This window comes from Aeromonas sp. QDB20 (genome assembly GCF_027707805.1).
GTDB classification, from domain to species: domain Bacteria; phylum Pseudomonadota; class Gammaproteobacteria; order Enterobacterales; family Aeromonadaceae; genus Aeromonas; species Aeromonas dhakensis.
This window is the reverse complement of record NZ_JAPCJC010000025.1, coordinates 1-16,280: the sequence shown is the minus strand read 5'-3', so window position 1 is coordinate 16,280 and position 16,280 is coordinate 1. Positions and strand designations below refer to the sequence as shown.

Annotated in this window: 15 protein-coding genes and 1 riboswitch; of the genes, 9 read left to right on the top strand and 6 right to left on the bottom strand. The window is 62.5% G+C overall.

The window, feature by feature from the left end; translation table 11 throughout:
- Window positions 1-191: 191 nt before the first annotated feature.
- Window positions 192-716, top strand: a complete 525-nt coding sequence (gene ftnA / locus PG897_RS19680; RefSeq protein ID WP_005307011.1) for a non-heme ferritin — start codon at window positions 192-194, stop codon at window positions 714-716.
- 163 nt (window positions 717-879) lie between these two features.
- Window positions 880-2,064, top strand: coding sequence for an NAD(P)/FAD-dependent oxidoreductase (locus tag PG897_RS19675; RefSeq protein WP_201882066.1), 1,185 nt, complete (start codon window positions 880-882; stop codon window positions 2,062-2,064).
- A 293-nt stretch (window positions 2,065-2,357) separates the two neighbouring features.
- Here PG897_RS19675 and PG897_RS19670 read toward each other — a convergent pair whose 3' ends face one another.
- Complete coding sequence (locus PG897_RS19670; protein ID WP_201882068.1) at window positions 2,358-3,578, bottom strand: MFS transporter; 1,221 nt, start codon at window positions 3,576-3,578, stop codon at window positions 2,358-2,360.
- 274 nt (window positions 3,579-3,852) lie between these two features.
- On the opposite strand from PG897_RS19670, the gene leuE reads away from it, so the two are divergent.
- The 4 genes from leuE (at window position 3,853) to PG897_RS19650 (ending at window position 8,364) form a co-directional block, all read left to right on the top strand.
- Window positions 3,853-4,491 (top strand): leucine efflux protein LeuE, encoded by a 639-nt coding sequence (gene leuE, locus PG897_RS19665; protein ID WP_025202475.1) that lies wholly within the window; start codon window positions 3,853-3,855, stop codon window positions 4,489-4,491.
- Window positions 4,492-4,665: 174 nt separating this feature from the next.
- A complete protein-coding gene (locus tag PG897_RS19660; protein WP_201882070.1) occupies window positions 4,666-6,339 on the top strand; it encodes a sensor histidine kinase in 1,674 nt (557 codons plus the stop codon).
- Window positions 6,333-7,064, top strand: coding sequence for a LytR/AlgR family response regulator transcription factor (locus PG897_RS19655; protein WP_017785110.1), 732 nt, complete (start codon window positions 6,333-6,335; stop codon window positions 7,062-7,064). Before PG897_RS19660 ends, PG897_RS19655 begins: the two co-directional genes overlap by 7 nt.
- A 109-nt stretch (window positions 7,065-7,173) precedes the next feature.
- The gene (locus PG897_RS19650; protein WP_019839374.1) at window positions 7,174-8,364 is read left to right on the top strand and encodes an L-lactate MFS transporter; all 1,191 of its coding nucleotides are present in this window, start codon (window positions 7,174-7,176) and stop codon (window positions 8,362-8,364) included.
- 74 nt (window positions 8,365-8,438) lie between these two features.
- On the opposite strand, the gene PG897_RS19645 is transcribed toward PG897_RS19650, so the two are convergent.
- The 4 genes from PG897_RS19645 to PG897_RS19630 all read right to left on the bottom strand — a co-directional run bounded on the left by PG897_RS19645 (window position 8,439) and on the right by PG897_RS19630 (window position 11,365).
- Window positions 8,439-9,563 carry a 5-(carboxyamino)imidazole ribonucleotide synthase gene (locus tag PG897_RS19645; RefSeq protein ID WP_201882074.1) on the bottom strand — a complete coding sequence of 375 codons (1,125 nt, stop codon included), beginning with the start codon at window positions 9,561-9,563 and terminating at the stop codon, window positions 8,439-8,441.
- Window positions 9,560-10,069, bottom strand: a complete 510-nt coding sequence (gene purE / locus PG897_RS19640; RefSeq protein WP_005306988.1) for a 5-(carboxyamino)imidazole ribonucleotide mutase — start codon at window positions 10,067-10,069, stop codon at window positions 9,560-9,562. The genes PG897_RS19645 and purE overlap by 4 nt, the downstream gene beginning before the upstream one ends.
- 62 nt (window positions 10,070-10,131) lie before the next feature.
- A complete protein-coding gene (locus PG897_RS19635) occupies window positions 10,132-10,434 on the bottom strand; it encodes a P-II family nitrogen regulator (RefSeq protein ID WP_005306985.1) in 303 nt (100 codons plus the stop codon).
- 4 nt (window positions 10,435-10,438) lie between these two features.
- Complete coding sequence (locus PG897_RS19630) at window positions 10,439-11,365, bottom strand: sodium-dependent bicarbonate transport family permease (RefSeq protein WP_201882076.1); 927 nt, start codon at window positions 11,363-11,365, stop codon at window positions 10,439-10,441.
- A gap of 111 nt (window positions 11,366-11,476) precedes the next feature.
- On the opposite strand from PG897_RS19630, the gene PG897_RS19625 reads away from it, so the two are divergent.
- The 3 genes from PG897_RS19625 (at window position 11,477) to murI (ending at window position 15,422) form a co-directional block, all read left to right on the top strand.
- The gene (locus tag PG897_RS19625) at window positions 11,477-12,379 is read left to right on the top strand and encodes a LysR family transcriptional regulator (protein ID WP_025202483.1); all 903 of its coding nucleotides are present in this window, start codon (window positions 11,477-11,479) and stop codon (window positions 12,377-12,379) included.
- Between the two features lie 35 nt (window positions 12,380-12,414).
- A riboswitch (cobalamin riboswitch) is annotated at window positions 12,415-12,592 on the top strand.
- Between the two features lie 52 nt (window positions 12,593-12,644).
- Window positions 12,645-14,522: a TonB-dependent receptor domain-containing protein gene (locus PG897_RS19620; protein ID WP_201882078.1), complete on the top strand. Its 1,878-nt coding sequence runs from the start codon at window positions 12,645-12,647 to the stop codon at window positions 14,520-14,522.
- A gap of 105 nt (window positions 14,523-14,627) precedes the next feature.
- Window positions 14,628-15,422: a glutamate racemase gene (murI, locus tag PG897_RS19615; protein ID WP_005306974.1), complete on the top strand. Its 795-nt coding sequence runs from the start codon at window positions 14,628-14,630 to the stop codon at window positions 15,420-15,422.
- A gap of 18 nt (window positions 15,423-15,440) precedes the next feature.
- On the opposite strand, the gene PG897_RS19610 is transcribed toward murI, so the two are convergent.
- A complete protein-coding gene (locus PG897_RS19610; RefSeq protein ID WP_005306971.1) occupies window positions 15,441-15,935 on the bottom strand; it encodes an RNA recognition motif domain-containing protein in 495 nt (164 codons plus the stop codon).
- Window positions 15,936-16,280 lie beyond the last annotated feature (345 nt).

Below are 16,280 nucleotides of genomic sequence, written 5' to 3'. Positions count from 1 at the left end.
CTTTCCCCGACCACTGGCGCCATCATAATGGCTGAATCCGCTTACACCATGTTTCTTTGCTTCTCTATAACCGTATGGGGGATAGGATGAGGCGAAAAGCTGTCACAACTGGGATCTTCGGCTGCGCTATCTGGTTGCGTCGGGCAGCAACTGTGGCGACAATCGTGACCAAATCACAGTGGAGAATCATCATGTTGGCCAAAGCCATGATCGAGAAGTTGAACGAGCAGATTAATCTTGAATTCTATTCCTCCAACCTCTACCTGCAGATGAGCGCCTGGTGCGAGGACAAGGGCTTCGAGGGGGCGGCCACCTTCCTGCGCCAGCACGCCGTCGAGGAGCGTCAGCACATGGAGCGCCTGTTCACTTACGTGAGCGAGACCGGTGCCATGCCGCTGCTGGGTGCCATCGATGCCCCTCCCCACGAGTTTAAGTCGCTGGGCGACATCTTCCGTACCACCCTCGAGCACGAATACCACATCACCAAGTGCATCAACGGCCTGGCTCACGTGGCGTTCACCACCCAGGACTACTCCACCTTCAACTTCCTGCAGTGGTACGTGGCCGAGCAGCACGAAGAGGAGAAGCTGTTCAAGAGCATCGTCGATCGTCTGAGCCTGGTGGGCGAGGACGGCAAGGGCCTCTACTTCATCGACAAGGAGCTGGCCGAGCTGGCCAAGGGCGCCCCGGCCAGCATCATGGATGGCAACGCCTGATAGTCGTGGACACTTAGTGTTCAGCCAGTACAATGACGGCCCCTCTTAACAGGGGCCGTTTTCTGTTGCAAATGTCCTGCAACCGCTGGGCTGGTGTCTGCCGGGTACAATGACGGTCTCTCGTTTGAACAGGGGCCGTTTTTCTTTTGATGGGTGAGTGATGATGAAGCAGTTTGATGTGGTGGTGATCGGCGCCGGGGCGGCCGGCTTGATGTGTGCGGCCCAGGCTGGTTATCGGGGCCGCTCCGTGCTGGTGCTCGACAACGCCAAGAAGCCGGGCCGCAAGATCCTCATCAGTGGCGGCGGCCGCTGCAACTTCACCAACCATCAGGCCGGCCCCCACGCCTTTCTCTCGGCCAACCCTCACTTCTGCAAGTCGGCGCTGGCGCGCTACACCCAGCAGGATTTCATCGAGCTGGTGGACCGGCACGGCCTGAACTATCACGAGAAGACCCTGGGCCAGCTCTTTTGTGACGAGAGCGCCAAGGAGATCGTCGACATCCTGCTGACCGAGTGCGACTGGGCCGGCGTGGCCCTGCAGTTCCAGACCGAGATCCTCACCGTCAGCAAGAACGACGAGGGCTTCGTGCTGACCACCAGTCAGGGTGAGATAACCTGCCACTCGCTGGTGGTGGCCACCGGCGGCCTCTCCATGCCGAAGCTCGGTGCCACCCCCTACGGCTTCAAGCTGGCGGAGCAGTTCGGCCTCAAGGTGCTACCGACCCGTGCCGGGCTGGTGCCCTTCACCCTGCATCAGGCAGATAAAGAGGCCTTCGCCGATCTGGCCGGGGTCAGCCTGCCGGTGGCGGTGACCGCCGAGGATGGCACCTGTTTCAAGGAGGCCATGTTGTTCACCCATCGCGGCCTCTCCGGCCCGGCCATCCTGCAGATCTCCTCCTTCTGGCTGGCGGGGGAGAAGATCCACATCAACCTGCTGCCGGAGCTCGACATCGCCGCCACCCTCAGGGAGTGGGCCCAGGCCCATTCGGCACAGGAGCTGAAAACCGTGCTGGGGCGCGAGCTGCCCAAGCGCTTCGTCGACAAGCTGGTGGAGCTGGGCCAGCTGGTCAGCAAGCCGATGCGCCAGTACAACGAGCGGGAGCTGGAGGCGGTGGCCACCCTGCTGGGGGATTGGCAGATCCTGCCCAACGGCACCGAGGGCTATCGCACCGCCGAGGTGACCCTGGGGGGGGTTGATACCAACGAACTCTCCTCCAAGACCATGGAGGCGCGCAAGGTGGCCGGCCTCTACTTCATCGGCGAGGTGGTGGACGTGACCGGCTGGCTCGGTGGCTACAACTTCCAGTGGGCCTGGTCCTCCGGCTGGGTGGCTGGCCAGTACTGCTGATGGCGGCTGCTTCTGTATCGTCGATGAGCGCGATAGCGGCCTTCGCGATGGCAACTTCCAGTGGGGCTGTAGCCCCAGCGGCTGGGTGGCTGGCCAGTACTGCTGATGGAGGCTGCTTGTGTATCGTCTATGAGCGCGATAGCGGCCTTCGCGACGGCAACTTCCAGTGGGGCTGTAGTCCCGGCGGTTGGGTGGCCGGCCAGTACTGCTGACCACCCCTTGCTCTCATCCACGTCAAACGCGGCCGCTCAGGCCGCGTTTTTTATGGGTTGCATTCCTCGCGGGGTGGCCCGCTATCCCTTTCTAAGGGTTGGCAAGAACACGGTCAGCAGGCCGATGAGCGGCAGGTAGGCGCAGACCCGGTACACGGTTTCGATGCTGGTGGCATCCGCCAGTTGGCCGAGCAGAGCCGCCCCTATGCCCCCCATGCCGAAGGCGATACCGAAGAACAGGCCGGAGATGGTGCCGACCTTGCCGGGCACCAGCTCCTGGGCGTAGACCAGGATGGCAGAGAAGGCCGAGGCCAGGATCAGGCCGATGATGACCGAGAGCACCGAGGTCCAGAACAGGTCGACATGGGGCAGTAGCAGGGTGAAGGGGGCGACGCCGAGGATGGAGATCCAGATCACCCGCTTGCGACCGATGCGGTCACCGATCGGCCCGCCGAGCACGGTACCTGCCGCGACGGCAAACAGGAAGGCGAACAGATAGAGCTGGGCGCTGTCCAGCGACAGGCTGAACTTGTCCATCAGGTAGAAGGTGTAATAGCTGCTGAGACTGGCCATGTAGAAGAATTTGGAGAACATCAGCAGGCCGAGGATGGTCAGCGACCAGCCGATCTGGCGGCGGCTCAGACCGTGACCGAGGTGCGCCTTCATCCGTTTGTGGAAGTTGGCGGCGTGGTGGCTGGACCAGCGCCCGACCAGGCTGAGCACGATGACGCCGATCAGGGCGAACAGCGAGAACCAGGCCGCGCTGCCCTGGCCCCGTGGCACTACGATCAGCGCGGCGAGCAGCGGGCCTATGGCCGACCCCAGGTTGCCGCCGATCTGGAACAGCGACTGGGCCAGCCCGGGCTGACTGCCGGCCGCCATGCGAGCGACCCGGGACGATTCCGGGTGGAACACCGACGAACCGATACCGATCAGCATGGCCGACAGCAGCACGGCACCGAAGCTGGCTGCCTGCGACAACGACAGCAAGCCGATCATCGTAAAGCCCATGCCGAACGGCAATGAATAGGGCATGGGCCGACGGTCGGTGTAGAGGCCGATGAGCGGCTGCAACAGCGAACCTGTGAACTGGTAGGTGAGGGTGATGAGGCCGATCTGGGCGAACGACAGGTTGAGGCCGAGCTTGAGCAGCGGATAGATGGCCAGCAACACCGACTGCATCATGTCGTTCAACAGGTGCGAGAAGCTGATGGCGGCGATCACCGGATAGCTGGTGCGATTCAAGGCGTCGTGCGCGGCAGCGGCGGCGAGTGGCTGATCGGTACTGAGGCGCTTTTCCATGAGGGCGGGTTCTGTGAATCTGGATATGGCTTAACATGCCTGATCCCGACGCATCTGGACACCACAAAGTGGTGAGTGCGGGGATGTGCAGTCCAGATATGACGGATCATTGCTCGGTGCTTGTGCTCGGCGGGCGGAGGATTAGTATAGAAACCTCGTCGTCGCATTATGCGGGCCGCTACCCGCCATGGAGGGATCATGTTTGAGAGCCTGGGAGTCATCAATGTCTGGACCTGCCTGAGCGGGCTGTTTTCCAAGTCCAGAGGGGCGCGCCATGTTTGAGAGTCTGGGGGTCATCAATGTCTGGACCTATCTGGTGGGGCTCTTCTTCATCATCATAGCGCCGGGGCCCAACTCGATTTATGTGCTGCGCACCGGGGCGAGCCGCGGCGTCGGCCCGGGCTACCAGGCGGCCCTCGGGGTCTTCGTCGGCGATGCCATCCTGATCTTCTGCGCCTATCTGGGCATCGCCTCCCTCATTCGTACCACCCCCTTGCTGTTTACCCTGGTGCGCTACCTGGGGGCCATCTACCTGCTCTATCTCGGGGTGAAGATCCTGCACGCCAACTTTATCGCCAGGCGGGAAGGGCAGGCGTCCGTGGTCGAGCACGGCGAGCGCTACTTCTCCAAGGCGCTTACCTTAAGCCTCACCAACCCCAAGGCGATCCTGTTCTACGTCTCCTTCTTCGTGCAGTTCGTCGACTTCAACTATGCCCACACCTGGCTCTCCTACCTGGTGCTGGCGAGCATGCTGGAGGCCATGAGCTTCGTCTATCTGACCCTGCTGATCTTCGGCGGCACCCTGATGGCGCGCTTCTTTGCGCGCAAGGTACGCCTCGCCAGACTCGGCAACGGCCTCATCGGCCTCTTCTTCATGGGCTTCGCCGCCAGGCTGGCCACGCTGTCATCCTGACCCCGACAAGGGGTCACACCCGTCCGGGGGAGTCGCGGCCTTCCCTATCCGGTCGGCTGGGGTAAACTACTGTGCTTTATCATGAGGGGATCAGTCCCTCATGCTTGCCTTCCACGTGTCATGGCGAGAGATAATTCAGTTGTGTTCCCTGGTTGCAATCGGTCGGATGGTCTCATGCTCGAAAATCAGATGATGTTGTTGGCGGTGTTCGAACGGGCGGCGCTGATGCTGATGACCTTGTTCTTCCTGACCCGCACCCGGCCGTTCCAGCGGCTGTTCCAGAAGCGGGACCACACCCCGGCCGAACTGGTGCTGGTGGCGGCCATCTTCTGCCTGTTCGCGGTGTTCAGCACCTACACCGGCATTCCGGTGGAGGGGGCCCTCATCAACGTGCGGATCATCGCCATCATCTCCGGCGGTATCCTGTTCGGCCCCTGGGTCGGCATTCCGGCCGGGGTCATCTCGGGTCTGCACCGCTACCTCATCGACATGGATGGCCACACCTCGATCCCGTGTCTCATCGCCAGCATCATCGCTGGCCTGCTGGCGACCTGGCTGCACCTGCGCTGCCGCAAGTCGCGGCTCTGGCTGTACGGCATCCTGGCGGGGATGGCCTGCGAGGGGCTGACCATGCTGCTCATCTGGCTGCTGACCGAGCCCCATGCGGTGGGGGTCGAGATCGTCAGCCACATCGCCTATCCGATGATCGCCGGGGCGCTCTGTATCGGCCTCATCATCAAGCTGGTACAGGATCTGGATGACGAGAAGGAGCTGATCGCCGCCAAGCAGGCCAAGCTGGCGCTGGACATCGCCAACAAGACGCTGCCGTTTTTCCAGAACATCGATCGTCACTCCCTGAGCCAGGTGTGCGGCATCATTCGCAGCGAGATCAGCGCCGATGCGGTGGCCATCACCGACACCCGCGACGTGCTGGCCTATGTGGGGGTGGGCAAGGATTACTACGAGCTGGACGAGCACCACGCCATCAGCGCCATGACCCAGCGGGCGGTGCTGCTGGACCAGATCATCATCAACAACGATCTGCGCCAGTATCACCTCTCCGATTTCCACTCGGTCATCATTATTCCGCTGCGAGAAAACGGCTCGGTGAGCGGCACCCTCAAGATCTACTACCGCCGCACCCACAGCATCACCAGCTCCCTCAAGGAGATGGCGGTGGGCCTCTCCCAGCTCATCTCCACCCAGATGGAGGTGTCGCGCATCGAGCAGCTCAAGGAGATGACCCGCAAGGCGGAGTTCACCGCGTTGCAGAGCAAGATCAACCCGCATTTCCTGTTCAACGCCCTCAATGCCATCTCGTCGCTGATCCGCATTCGGCCCCAGCAGGCGCGCCAGCTGATCGCCAATCTGGCGGACTACCTGCGCTACAACCTCAACAAGGGGGACACCCTCATCGACATTCAGGAGGAGCTGCAGCAGGTGCGCGACTACGTGGCCATCGAGCAGGCCCGCTTCGGCGACAAGCTGGAGGTGGTATTCGAGGTGGACGACGTGCACATCCAGGTGCCGAGCCTGTTGTTGCAGCCGCTGGTGGAAAACGCCATCCTGCACGGCATCCAGCCCCGCAGCGCGCCGGGTCGGGTCACCATCGAGGTGAAGCAGCTGGCGGGCGGCATTCGGGTAGCGGTGCGCGATACCGGTTACGGCATCAGCCAGGAGGTGATCGACGGGGTCGCCGCCGGGCGGGTGGAAAGCCGCAGCATCGGCCTGATGAACGTGCATCAGCGGGTCAAGCTGCTCTATGGCGACGGCCTGCACCTCAAGCGGCTGGAGCCGGGTACCGAAGTGAGTTTCTATCTGCCGGATCAGGAGTCGATGCCATGCTGAAAGCCATCATAGTGGAAGATGAATACTTGGCCCGCGAGGAGCTCATCTATCTGGTGAATCAGCACAGCCAGATCGAGATAGTGGCGAGCTTTGAGGACGGGCTGGAGGCGTTCAAATACCTGCAGGATCACGAGGTGGACGTGGTCTTCCTCGACATCCAGATCCCCTCCATCGACGGCCTGCTGCTGGCCAAGAATCTGCACAAGTCGAGCCATCCGCCCCACATCGTCTTCGTCACCGCCTACAAGGAGTTCGCAGTGGAGGCGTTCGAGCTGGAGGCGTTCGACTACATCCTCAAACCCTACAACGAGCCGCGCCTCATCAGCCTGCTGCAAAAGCTCGAGCTGGCGGGCAAGTCGCAGACAGGGCAGGGGAGCGAGCCGGGCACGCCACACAATCGCACCGTCAATCTGGTGAAGGGGGAGCGCATCATTGTCACCCCCTGCGAGCAGATCTATTACGCGGAAGCCGACGAGAAGCTCACCTATGTCTACACCCGCGATGATCGCTACGTGATGACCATGACCCTCAGCGAGTTCGTCAGCCGGCTGCCCGCCGAGGGGTTCTTCCGTTGCCACCGCTCCTACTGCGTCAACATCAACAAGATCCGCGAGATAGTGCCCTGGTTCAACAGCACCTATCTCATCCGGCTCCATGACTTGCCGTTCGAGGTGCCGGTCAGCCGCAGCAACATCAAGGCGTTCCGTCAGCTGATGCGGCTCTGATTGTCATTCATTCCCGCCGATCTGCATTTCATGCCTTAATCGGTCGGCGGGACTGGCGTCTTGCCTATAGTGGCCCCAGTTTCCTTAAGGCCATTGACCGAGACGCATCATGACCATCGATCTGAATCGCACCCGCTACCTCACCCTGTTGGGGACCATCATCACCCAGTTCGCGCTGGGATCCGTTTACACCTGGAGCCTGTTCAACGCCCAGCTCTCCGACAAGCTGGACGAGCCGGTCAGCCAGGTCGCCTTCGCCTTCGGCCTGCTCAGCCTCTCCCTGGCGGTGGCCTCCTCCCTGGCGGGCAAGCTGCAGGAGCGGTTCGGGGTGCGCAACGTCACCCTGGGTGCCGGCGTGCTGCTCGGCATCGGCTTCTTCCTCACCGCCCACGCCAGCAACCTGGCGATGCTCTACCTCTGCGCCGGCATCCTGGTCGGTTTTGCCGATGGTACCGGCTACCTGATGACCCTCTCCAACTGCGTGAAGTGGTTCCCGGAGCGCAAGGGGCTGATCTCCGCCTGCTCCATCGGTGCCTATGGCCTCGGCAGCCTGGGCTTCAAATACATCAACCTGCTGCTGCTCTCCAGCAACGGCCTGGAGACCACCTTCCAGCTGTGGGGGCTGATCGCCATGTCCATGGTGCTGGTGGGTGGCATGCTGATGAAGGATGCGCCCAAGCAGGCCACCGCCGTGCAGCAGAGCGAGAGCCGCGACTTCACCCTGGCCGAGGCGATGCGCAAGCCGCAGTACTGGATGTTGGCGCTGATGTTCCTCACCGCCTGCATGAGCGGTCTCTACGTCATCGGCGTGGCCAAGGACATCGGCGAGAACATGGTGGGCCTGCCGGCCGTGGTCGCCGCCAACGCCGTCGCCATCATCGCCATGGCCAACCTGGGTGGCCGGCTGGTGCTGGGTATCCTCTCCGACAAGATGTCCCGTATCCGGGTCATCACCATTGCCCAGCTGATTACCCTGGCCGGGATGGCGCTGCTGCTGTTCGTGCCGCTCAACGCCAACCTCTTCTTCGTGGCGGTGGCCTGTGTGGCGTTCAGCTTCGGCGGCACCATCACCGTCTACCCCTCGCTGGTGAGCGACTTCTTCGGTCTCAACAACCTGACCAAGAACTACGGCGTCATTTATCTGGGTTTTGGTCTGGGCAGCATCATCGGCTCCATCGTGGCCTCCCTGTTTGGCGGCTTCATGGCGACCTTCAACCTGATCCTGGTGTTGTTGGTGGTGGCGCTGGTGCTCTCCCTCACCATCCGCCTGCCGGCGCCGGTATCGGTGGAGCGGGCCTGATCACCTTCTTACCGCAGCAAGCAATGAAAAGACCCGGGCCAGGCCCGGGTCTTTTTTTGTGCGCGGCTCAGGGCTCAGTGTGGCGGCAGCCCCAACAGCTGGCGCACCCGCTGGCAGGCCTCTTCCACCGTTGGCCAGTCGGCGGCGGTGATGGTGACATGGCCCATCTTGCGGCCGGGGCGGGGTTCTCCCTTGCCGTAGAGGTGCAGATGCACGCCGGGCAGTGCCAGCAGGGCGGCCCAGTCTGGCGTGCCGGCCTGCCAGAGATCCCCCAGCAGGTTGAGCAGCATGGCGGGGCGCACGGCGATCCGGGCGGGCAGCGGCAGATCGCACAGGGCGCGCACCTGCAGCTCGAACTGGCTGCACTCGGCGTTGTCGAGGCTGGGGTGGCCCGAATTGTGGGGCCGGGGGGCCATCTCGTTGACCAGCAGTTTGCCTGCCACCAGGAAGAACTCCACCGTCAGCACGCCGACGTAGTCGAGGGCGGCGATCAGCTGCTCGGCGATGCGTCTGGCGTCGGCTTCCAGCGCCGGCATGTTGGCCGGGGAGCGGGTCTGATCCAGAATGCCGCCGCTGTGCCAGTTCTGCACCAGCGGCAGGGCACCGATGGCACCGCTCGGGCTGCGGGCTAGGGTCAGGGAAAATTCCCCTTCCAGCGGCAGGCGCTTCTCCAGCACGCAAGGGACGCCGCTGGCGGCCAGCGCTGCCGGCAGCTGGTCGGCGGCCTGAATGGTCCACTGGCCTTTGCCGTCGTACCCCTCGCGGGCGGTCTTGAGGATGGCGGGGAAGAGGTGATCCGGCAGCTCGGGCAGCGGCTCACCCGGCTGCAGCGTCTGGTTGGGGGCGACCGGGATGCCGGCTCTGCTCAGGAAGGCCTTCTCTTCGCGGCGATCCTGACAGATGCGCACGGCACCGGCGGCCGGTCGTACCGGCTGGTACTGCTCCAGCAGGGCCAGGGCGGTGGCCGGCACGTTCTCGAACTCGCAGGTGACGGCGGCGCAGCGGCTGGCCAGATCGTGCAGTGCGGTCGGGTCGTCATAGGCGGCAACAATATGATGATCGGCAGCGGCGCCGGCGATGCTGGCAGGGTCGGGATCCAGCACCACCACCTTGTAGCCGAGGCGGTGGGCGGCCATCACGAAGTAGCGGCCCAGTTGGCCGCCCCCCAGCATGCCGAGGGTGGCGGGTGGCAGTATCATGCCGGGTCCTCCAGCGTGAGGGCCAGCACCCGGTCGCGTTCGTTGGCGCGAAAACCGTCGAGCTGCTGCTGGTAGCGAGGGGCATCGCCGTCTTGCGCGACGGAGAGCAGGGAGACCGCGAACAGGCCGGCGTTGGCGGCGCCCGCCTCGCCGATGGCGAAGGTGGCGACCGGCACCCCCTTGGGCATCTGCACGATGGAGAGCAGGGAGTCCATCCCCTTGAGCTGGCGGGTCGGGATGGGCACACCCAGCACCGGAAGGGTGGTCTTGGCGGCCACCATGCCCGGCAGATGGGCGGCGCCGCCAGCCCCGGCGATGATGGCGCGCAGGCCACGCTCACGGGCGCTGGCGGCATATTCAAACAGCAGATCCGGGGTGCGGTGGGCCGAGACCACGCGCGCCTCATAGGGGACGCCATGCTCCTTGAGGATGCGGGCGGCAGCCTGCATCACGGGCCAGTCGGAGTCGGATCCCATTACCAGGCCGATCAGGGGAGGGGTGTTCATGGCTATGACTCCTTGCAGTAAAACGTTTGTCTCTGGGTGGCAAAAAGAGCCGGCAAGCCGGCTCAGAATTTTTCGGGTCGGACGATCTCGACCGGTTGTAAAAAGGCGACCATGGCATAGTCGGGGTAGTAGCGACTCTGCAGGTGGGCGAGCAGGCGCTCCGCCTGTTCGCGGCTGCAGATCGCTTCCAGCCGGATGTTGCCGCTCTCGCTCCAGCTGGCGTTGCGCTCACCGTGGTCACCGCGGCCTCTGGCATCGGTGATGGTGTAGCCGCGCAGCCCCTCGCGGGTGAGGGTGCGCAGCAGGGTGGGTTCCAGGTTTGCTTCCGTGATGACGGTGAGCAGGGTACGGATCTCGGTCTGCATGTGGCTACTCCATGAAGTGGCGGGCCCAGCTGTGGTAGAGCGGGATCCCCAGCATGATGTTGAACGGGAAGGTGACCCCCAGCACGGCGCTGAGCGACAGGCCCGGATTGGCCTGAGGCACGGCGATGCGCATGGTGGCCGGCACGGCGATATAGGAGGCGCTGGCTGCCAGGGTGGCCAGCAGGGTCAGGCCACCCAGGGAGAGCCCCATCAGCTGGCCGATCACCAGGCCGAGGCCAGCCGAGGCGAGCGGCATCAGCAGGGCAAAGCCGAGCAGGAACAGGCCATGGCGGCGCAGGTCCTGGCACTGGCGGGCGACGATGAGGCCCATCTCCAGCAGGAACAGCGCCAGCGCCCCCTTGAACAGGTCGACAAACAGGGGCTTGAGCGGGGCAATCCCGTCGGGACCGGCGAGATAACCGATGGCCATGCCGCCCAGCAGCAGGGTGACCCCCTTGCCGAGGAAGGTTTCATGGGCCAGTCGGCGCCAGCGGGTCTGCCGGCTCACTCCCTGGGCCAGTACGATGCCGACCAAGATGGCGGGGATCTCCATCACCGCCAGGAAGATGGAGAGCTGGGATTCGAAGCTGATGCCGCGCTCGGTGAGCCAGTTCACCCCGACCGCAAAGGTCGCCACGCTGACCGAGCCGTAGTGGGCGGCAGTGGCGGCGGCATCGACCCGGCTCATCTTGAGGCGTAGCACGGCGAACCCGGCCAGGGTCTGCAGCATGCCGAGCAGGATCACTAGCGCCAGTTGCGGTAATAAGGGTTGCAGGGATTGCTGCGCCAGACCGACGCCGCCCTTGAGGCCGATGGCCAGCAACAGAAAGAGGGAGAGAGTATCGTAGAGCGCGGGCGGTAGCTTGAGCTCGGAGCGCACCAGACCGGCCAGCAGGCCAAACAGGAAAAAGAGTACAACAACATCCAGCATGGGAGTTCGCAGGAGGCAATTCACAGGGTGGTTGCATGCTAGAGTGCAAGATGTTTCGATAAAATCAGATTTTGATTGATGATTGTTCGGTAGAAACTGATAAGGGACCCGATGCTCAACTATAAACAGCTCTATTACTTCTGGCACGTGGCGCGCAGCGGTAGTGTGACGCGGGCCGCCGAACAGTTGCACCTCACGCCGCAGACCGTCAGCGGCCAGGTGGCCGAGCTGGAGCTCTCCCTCGGGGTAGCGCTGTTCAACCGGGTAGGCAGGCGGCTTGCCCTGACCGCCGCCGGTCGTCAGGCGCTCGAACAGGCTGGCGCCATCTTCTCGCTCGGCGCCGATCTCGAGCATACCCTGCGCCATGCCAGCCAGGAGCTGACCATGCAGGTGGGGATTGCCGACTCCGTGCCCCGTACCCTGGCGTTCGAGCTGCTGGCGCCTGCCATGGCGCTGGCCACCCCGCTGCGCCTGGTGTGCCATGAAGAGCGGGCGGAGCAGCTGTTCAGCGAGCTGGCCAGCCACAAGCTGGACATGGTGCTGATCGATCGCCCGCTTCCCCCCGACAGCGGGGTGCGTGGCTACAACCACGAGCTGGGACGCAGCCCGCTGGCGCTGTTTGCCAGCCCCGAGCTGGCTGCCAGGGCACGGCAGGATTTTCCTGCCTCCCTCGAGGGACTGCCGCTGCTGATCCCGGGAGAGAAGTCGGCGACCCATGACAGCCTGCTGGCCTGGTATCGGCAGCAGGGCATTCATCCTCATCTGGTCGGCCAGTTCGATGATTCGACTCTGATGAAGTCGTTCGGCAAGGCGGGGATGGGGATCTTCCCGGCGCCGCTGGCCATGGCCGAGGAGATTGCGCGGCTCTATGGTGTCGAACGGATTGCAACCCTGACCGAAGTGACGCTCTCCTACTATCTGGTGTCGGCCGGTCGTCATCTCTCCCATCCCGGTGTGCAGGCGGTGATGGCAGGGGCGAAGCAGCGATTGGCGGCACTGGGTGGCAAGAAATAGAAATCTGGATGGCTATACATCCACCTCCGCTCTGCCTATAATCCCTGCGCTTTGGCGCATCATGCTTAATAGGGAATCCGGTGAAAATCCGGAGCTGGCGCGCAGCGGTAAGGGGGAACGAAGCGACATCAGGGCACTGCCATCGGGTGGGAAGCCGTCGCCGTAGGCCATCAGCCCCCCAGCCCGAAGACCTGCCAAAGTTCGTATTTCGGGCCGAGAGAAACCGGCCACGAAGTAGATGCTTACGCGAACTTAAGGATCTCTCATGTCCAAGAAATTATTGGCGGCTGCCCTGTTGCCAACGGCGGCCTTTGCCCAGCCACTGACTATCCCCGTCAACCCCACCATGGTGGTGACCGCCACCCGTGTCGCCCAACCTGCCTCCAGTGTGCTGGCTCCCGTCAACGTGGTGACCCGTGACGAGATTGACCGTCTGCAAGCCCAGACCGTGACCGATGTGGTCAAGACCCTGCCCGGCGTGGAAGTGGTGAGCAATGGTGGCCGTGGCCAGCTGAGCTCGCTGCGGGTGCGTGGCGGCACTTCTTCCCAGACCCTGGTGCTGGTGGACGGGGTGCGTAGCGCCTCCCTGACTGCCGGGATGACGGAGCTCAACAACCTGCCGCTCAACCAGGTGGAGCGCATCGAATATATCCGCGGTGCGCGTGCCACTATCTATGGTTCGGATGCCATCGGCGGGGTGATCAACATCATCACCCGTCCCGATCCCGCGACCAACAAGCACAAATTCAATGTCGGTGCCGGCTCTCACAAACAGCGCCAGGCCGCCTTCAGCAGCGCCAGCCAGATCGGTGAAGCTGGCCAGCTCAAGGTTGCCGGGGGCTTCGATGACGAGACCGGCTACAACGTCCACCCCATCGCAGGGGTGAACGATGGCGACAAGCACGGTCACCGGGGCTATAACGCCATGCTGGACTATCAGCATGCGCTGACCGGCAACTGGGATCTGTTCGGCACGACCCGCTGGTTCCGCAACATTGCCCAGTACGACCGATCGTCCGCCGCTTCTGCCTGGGGCCCGGCCTACCATCAGCGCAACGAAACCTGGACCGAGAATCAGAGCTACCAGCTGGGGTCCCGTTATCACGACGAGCGTTACCTGAGCGAACTGCGCGGTGCCTTCTCCAAACAGGATGCCTACGACTACCCGGACAGCAGCGGCCGCGATCAGGCCACTGACCGGCTCTATACCCGTCAGTACACCCTGAACTGGGTCAACAACGTCAAGCTGGACGAGAACTGGACCCTGGGTGGCGGCGCCGACTGGCAGCGTGACATGCTGGATGCCAGTTCCCGCTCCTCCGGCACCGCCTTCCCGAGCGATGCCGACGAGCGCGACAACACCGGGCTCTATGCTCTGGCCCAGTTTGACAACCAGACGTGGCAGGCCGAGCTGAGCGGTCGCAGTGACGACAACAAGCAGTTTGGTCGTCACAACACCTGGCAGACCGGGGCTGGTTGGCGCTTCGCGGAGGATTATCGCCTCAGTGCCCGTTACGGCACCGGCTTCCGCGCCCCCTCTTTTAATGACCTCTACTACCCGAGATCAGGCAACCCTGACCTGAAGCCGGAAGAGTCGAAGAGCCGCGAGCTGATGCTTGATGGCCAGACTGTCGGCGTCGAGTGGCGTGTGACCGGTTATCGCAATGACTTCGAGCAGATGATCCAGTGGGCACCCACTAATCCGAGTGATTCCAACAGCCTCTGGAGTCCTCAGAACGTTGGCAAGGCGCGGATCGAGGGTGTCGAGCTGGAAGGGGAATTTGACACCGGCTGGCTGAGCCACCGGGTCTCTGCCGAGTACAAGGATCCCAAGGACAAGGTGACCGACAAACAGCTGCAGCTGATCTCCCGCAAGGGGGCCAAGTGGGTGACCCAGGCACAGTGGCAGCAGTTCGATGGCTCCCTGAGCTGGATCTATCAGGGCGAGCGCTATGGCGACGCGGCCAACACGACCCAGCTGGGGGGCTACAGTGTCTGGAACCTGGCAGTGGGTTATCAGGTCGCGCCTTCCTGGAAGGTCTCCGGCAAGATCAACAACCTGCTGGACAAGGAGTACCAGACTGCGGTGGGCTACCCGGCCGACGAGCGTGCCTATTACGTGACGGTCGACTACTCACTCTGATCCCGACCGTGATTGTATAAATGAGGGGCCCCGCCATTGGTGGGGCCTTTTCTATTGGCGGTGGGCGGGAGTATGATCGCCGCCTTGCACCAAAGGGGAGCTCAAGTGGCCAATATTCTCGTGTTCGACTCCGGTATGGGTGGGCTGACCATCTACCGCGAGATCCGCCGCGCATTGCCGGCACACAACTATCTCTATTGCTTCGACAACGCCAACTTCCCCTATGGTGAGCTGAGCGAGCCTGCCCTGATTGCTGCCTGCACCCGACTGGTCACTACCATGGTGGCTCGTCATCATATCGATCTGGTGGTGATCGCCTGCAACACCGCCAGCACCATAGCGCTGCCTGCCCTGCGCGAGGCTCTGGCTATTCCCGTGGTAGGGGTGGTGCCTGCCATCAAGCCCGCGGCCGCGCTTACCCGCAACGGTTGCATCGGTCTGCTGGCGACACCGGGTACCGTCAGCCGTGAATACACCCACGAGCTTATCGCCCAGTTTGCGCCGGGCAAGCGAGTGTTGCTCAAGGGGGCGACCGAGCTGGTCATCGAGGCCGAACGCAAGCTGGCGGGTCTGCCGGTCAATATGGCGCTGCTGCGGGAAGTGCTGGCGGACTGGCTGGAAGGGGAAGAACACCCGGATACCCTGGTGTTGGGCTGTACCCATTTCCCGTTGCTGGATGAAGAGATACGGCAGCTGATGCCTGCGTGCCAACTGGTGGATTCCGGCAGTGCGGTTGCCAAACGGGTGGCTCACCTGTTGACTGGTTTGGTCACGACACCGACGCGGATGGAAGATGTCGGGGGGAGCGCCTATTGCACCCGGCTGGATGCCCAGACCCAGAAACTGACAGCCCCCTTGCAAGCTTGGGGGCTGTCATCACTCGAAGAGGTCAGGTTCTAACAAACGATCGGTTGCCGATCAGGCGTCAACCTCGTTGCCTTCTCGTTCATCTTTATCCCGCTTGTCATTGGCTTCGCGCACCTTGAGAGTGCGCTGCTGATACTCCTTGTCGTTGAGCGCTGCGATCGCCTTGGCAGCGTCCGCAGCAGGCATCTCTACGAAACCAAATCCCCGGCGCTTGCCGGTGGCCTTGTCCTTCATCAGACGAACAGAGATCACCTGGCCCTGTTCGGCAAACAGTTCACGCACGGCTATCTCATTGGCACGGTATGGCAGGTTGCCTACATATAAGGTGCAGGTCTCCTGATTGGAGGCCTGTTCAGTGGCGCCGGCGGGCGCACGGTTGTTGAGGAACAGCGGTACCACGAAACCGCCGATGGCCAGACCCACAGCAAAAATCACTTCGGCTTTCAAAGAAAATTGCAGTGCCTGGGCAACCAGATAACCAACCAGTGCCAACACCAGGGCAAGGATGGCTGCCTGCACATAAACGGGAAACTTGGATAAATTCATCTTTAAAGACCTTTTGTAAATGAAAGCAAAAAAGGTGCAACACTCTATTCACCTCCATGGTAACCAGCTTTCCAGCCGGGCGCTACCATGGACCATTCGGGACACATTATCCGTTCCAGTATGGCATCCCTTGCGGGAGGAAGACCCACTTAAATGATGATAAAAGGGGTCTGAAATCATTGGGTTGTGGATAACATTGTATATATACACTGAGTAAGCTGTTTCTAATTGGATAATTTGAGATTTCCGTGACTTTCTTCAAAAAAAGCCTTGTCATCGCGACGCGCCTCCCTATAATGCGCCCTCACCAGCACGGCAGAACACGCCAACCTGATGAGCTCGCTT